The following is a 2,531-nucleotide window of genomic DNA, read 5'->3' as shown; positions in this document are numbered from 1 at the left end:
CCTCGTGCTGGTGCGCCATCAGGGACTCGAACCCCGAACCCGCTGATTAAGAGTCAGCTGCTCTGCCAATTGAGCTAATGGCGCTGGCGGGGTGAAACATTACCAGCCGTGCGGGGCTGCCGGGAAACCGTCGCGGCCGGACAGCGCTGTGACCTGCACGACAGGTCAACGGAACGCCTGGTGGCCGGTCAGGTGCCGGCCCAGGATCAGGGTGTGCACCTCGTCGGTGCCCTCGTACGTGCGCACCGACTCGAGGTTCGCGGCGTGCCGCATCGGCGAGTGCTCCAGCGTGATGCCGTCGCCCCCGAGCACGGTGCGGGCGCTCCGGGCGACCTCGATCGCGGACCGCACGTTCGCCAGCTTTCCGGCCGAGACCTGGTGCGGCTCCAGCCGCCCGTCGTCCTTGAGCCGCCCGAGCCGCAGCGCCAGGAGCTGCGCCCGGGACACCTCCAGGGCCATGTCGACCAGCTTCGCCTGCGTGAGCTGGAACGCCGCCAGCGGCCGGCCGAACTGGATCCGCTCCCCCGCGTGCCGCAGCGCGGCGTCGAGGCTGTCGCGCGCGGCCCCGGCCGCGCCCCACGCGATGCCGTAGCGCGCCTCCGCCAGGCAGGCGAACGGCCCGGCCAGGCCGGGGTGCTCCGGCAGGATGGCGTCGGCGGGCAGCCGGACGTCGTCGAGCACGACGTCGCACTGGACCGACGCGCGCAGCGACAGCTTCGGCTCGATGGGCGTCGCGACGAACCCGGGGGTCGCCGTCGGGACGAGGAAGCCGCGCACCCGCGGCCGCGCCTCCTCGACGCCCTCGGTCGGGTCGGAGGCGCGCGCCCACACCACGGCGACGTCGGCGACCGACGCGAGCCCGATCCAGCGCTTGCGCCCCGACAGCACCCACTCGTCGCCGACGCGCGTCGCCGTCGTCGTCATCGAGGCGGGGTCGGAGCCGGCGCCGGGCTCGGTGAGCGCGAAGCACCCGATCGTCTCGCCCGCCGCCATCCCCGGCAGCCAGCGCTCCCGCTGCGCGGGCGACCCGTGCTTCGCGATCGCGGTCATCGCGAGCGAGCCCTGCACCGAGACGAAGGTGCGGATCCCGGAGTCCCCCGCCTCCAGCTCCGCCATCGCCAGGCCGTACTCGACCGCCGACCGGCCCGCGCAGCCGTGCCCGTGCAGGTGCATGCCGAGCAGCCCCGCCTCGGCGAGGCGGGGCACCAGCTCGAGCGGGAACACGCCGTCCGCGAACCAGCGCGCGACGTGCGGGCGGACGTGCTCGTCGACCAGCGCCCGCACCCGGTCGCGGCTCTCGCGCTCGGTCGGGCTGAGCTCGTCGTCGAGCGCCAGCAGGTCCAGGGGGTCACCCGTCATGACGTCACTGTGACAGACGCCACCGTGCCGGCGGCGAACGTCAGAGGTACAGGCCGGTCGCGCCGCCCTCGTCCTCGGTCTCCGTGACGCCGTGCACGTCGCGCTCGCGCAGCAGCACGTAGTCCGTGCCGCCGAGGTCCACCTCCGCCCGGTCCTCCGGGTCGTAGAGCACGCGGTCGCCCACGGCGACCTGGCGCACGTGCTCGCCCTTGGCCACCACCTGCGCCCACGCGAGGCGCTTGGCACCGGCCGCGGTCGCGGGGATCACGAGGCCCGCCGTCGACTGCCGCTCCGCCGAGTCCACCTCCGGCTGCACCAGCAGGCGGTCGTGCAGCATGCGGATGGGCAGCGGCTTGCTGTCGGGCGTGGTGCGGGGCGCGCGGTCGGTCACGGCACCACGCTAGACGACCCGGGCGTCTAGGCTCGACGCCGAGCGCGCGCCCGCGAGCTCCCGCGAACTCGGTCACGGACCCCGTCGCGGACGCTGTCGCCGCGCACCGCACGACCTCGACACCAAGGAGCACCCGTGACCCGTCTCGCCGTCGGCGACGCCGCCCCCGCCCTCGAGCTGCCCGCCGTCCTGCCCGACCCCGCCGGCACCGGCCACACCACCGGCACGTTCTCGCTGGCCGACGCTCTGGCGGAGCCGGGCCGCCAGGGCGTCGTCGTGTACTTCTACCCCGCCGCGATGACGCCGGGCTGCACCACCGAGGCCTGCGACTTCCGCGACTCCCTCGCCTCGCTGCAGGGCGCGGGCTACGCCGTCGTCGGCGTCTCCCCCGACGGCGTCGACAAGCTCGCGACGTTCGCCGAGCGCGACGCCCTGACCTTCCCCCTTCTCGCCGACACCGAGCACGAGGCGCTCGAGGCCTGGGGCGCGTGGGGGGAGAAGAAGAACTACGGCAAGACGTACGTGGGCGTCATCCGCTCCACCGTCGTCGTCGACCCGGAGGGCAAGGTCGCGGTCGCGCAGTACAACGTCAAGGCCACCGGCCACGTCGCCCGGGTGCGCAAGACCCTGGGGCTCGACTGACGGTGACTGCCTAGACTGACCCGGCGCGCGAGTGGTGGAACAGGCAGACACGCTGGTTTTAGGTACCAGTGTCTTCGGACGTGCGGGTTCGAGTCCCGCCTCGCGCACGGCGAACGACGACGGCCGCCCCGGGAGCTCC

At 74.0% G+C, this 2,531-nt stretch carries 3 protein-coding genes and 2 tRNA genes; 2 read left to right on the top strand and 3 right to left on the bottom strand.

What is annotated here, in order from left to right; all coding sequences use genetic code 11:
* Positions 1–8: 8 nt before the first annotated feature.
* The 3 genes from ACFWEK_RS20715 to ACFWEK_RS20705 all read right to left on the bottom strand — a co-directional run bounded on the left by ACFWEK_RS20715 (position 9) and on the right by ACFWEK_RS20705 (position 1,696).
* Positions 9–84 (bottom strand) — tRNA-Lys (locus ACFWEK_RS20715).
* An 81-nt stretch (positions 85–165) separates the two neighbouring features.
* On the bottom strand, positions 166–1,359 hold the full coding sequence (locus tag ACFWEK_RS20710) for an acyl-CoA dehydrogenase family protein (RefSeq protein ID WP_430555260.1): 1,194 nt from the start codon (positions 1,357–1,359) through the stop codon (positions 166–168).
* Between the two features lie 40 nt (positions 1,360–1,399).
* Positions 1,400–1,696, bottom strand: a complete 297-nt coding sequence (locus ACFWEK_RS20705; RefSeq protein WP_429762689.1) for a GroES family chaperonin — start codon at positions 1,694–1,696, stop codon at positions 1,400–1,402.
* A gap of 189 nt (positions 1,697–1,885) precedes the next feature.
* Between ACFWEK_RS20705 and ACFWEK_RS20700 the strand changes: the two genes are divergently transcribed.
* Together ACFWEK_RS20700 and ACFWEK_RS20695 are read left to right on the top strand one after the other, a co-directional pair.
* Complete coding sequence (locus tag ACFWEK_RS20700; RefSeq protein WP_430555259.1) at positions 1,886–2,392, top strand: peroxiredoxin; 507 nt, start codon at positions 1,886–1,888, stop codon at positions 2,390–2,392.
* A 25-nt stretch (positions 2,393–2,417) separates the two neighbouring features.
* Positions 2,418–2,499, top strand: a tRNA-Leu gene (locus tag ACFWEK_RS20695).
* Positions 2,500–2,531: the final 32 nt, after the last annotated feature.

This window comes from Isoptericola sp. NPDC060257 (genome assembly GCF_042726645.1).
GTDB classification, from domain to species: domain Bacteria; phylum Actinomycetota; class Actinomycetes; order Actinomycetales; family Cellulomonadaceae; genus Isoptericola; species Isoptericola nanjingensis.
The sequence above is the reverse complement of the archived record's forward strand: the minus strand, read 5'-3'. Positions and strand labels throughout refer to the sequence as shown.

Bases quoted from the DNA above. Each gene is read 5' to 3' on its own strand.
- ACFWEK_RS20710 (WP_430555260.1), bottom strand. From the start codon at position 1,359: ATGACGGGTGACCCCCTGGACCTGCTGGCGCTCGACGACGAGCTCAGC.
- ACFWEK_RS20705 (WP_429762689.1), bottom strand. From the start codon at position 1,696: ATGCTGCACGACCGCCTGCTGGTGCAGCCGGAGGTGGACTCGGCGGAG.